The organism is Arthrobacter sp. TJ-236 (assembly GCF_058269235.1).
Map to the genome: position 1 here is coordinate 1 of NZ_JBZCNI010000017.1, position 627 is coordinate 627.

1 protein-coding gene and 1 pseudogene are annotated in these 627 nt (G+C 70.8%); both read left to right on the top strand.

The window, feature by feature from the left end; translation table 11 throughout:
* Nucleotides 1-357: pseudogene (locus tag AC4D16_RS16970) on the top strand (small multidrug efflux protein); the annotation flags it as partial.
* A 53-nt stretch (nt 358-410) separates the two neighbouring features.
* Nucleotides 411-627 (top strand): MerR family transcriptional regulator (locus tag AC4D16_RS16975; RefSeq protein ID WP_490955863.1); only part of this gene is annotated, 217 nt, incomplete at its 3' end.

Here is a 627-nt window from a genome sequence, read left to right on the forward strand (position 1 = left end):
GCGATGATCGGCAACTTCCTGAGCGTCCTCGCCGTCGTCACCATCAGCTCCCGCGTGCGGGAGAAGGTGGTCGCCGGGCGCGCGGATCGCGCTTCCGCGGACGGTGCCGTTCCCGCAACCACCCCGCGCCGGGCGAAGGGGCAGCGACGCCTGCAGGGCTGGCTCTCCCGCTTCGGCGTGCCGGGAGCGAGCCTGCTCGCCCCGCTGGCCCTGCCCACGCAGCTCACCGCGATGTTCTTCGCGGCGTCGGGCGTCCCGAAGCAGCGCGTGCTCGTGTGGCAGGCTGTTGCGATCGTGCTGTGGACCGTCGGCGTCGCCCTCCTGGCCACCGGAGCCGTGCGCCTGCTCGGGTGGTAGAACACCTCACAGGAGGAGGATGGCCGGGAGCGACGACGAGGAGGGGACGGAAGATGGGCTGGAGCACGCGCGAGCTCGCCGACCTGGCGGGCACCACGGTGAACACGGTGCGCCACTACCACCGGATCGGGCTTCTCGAGCTGCCGGACCGGTCCTCGAACGGCTACAAGCAGTACGAGGTGCGGCATCTGGTGCGCCTGCTCAAGATCCGACGCCTGCGGGACCTCGATGTGCCGCTCGACCGGATCAACGAGGTCACGGACGACGACG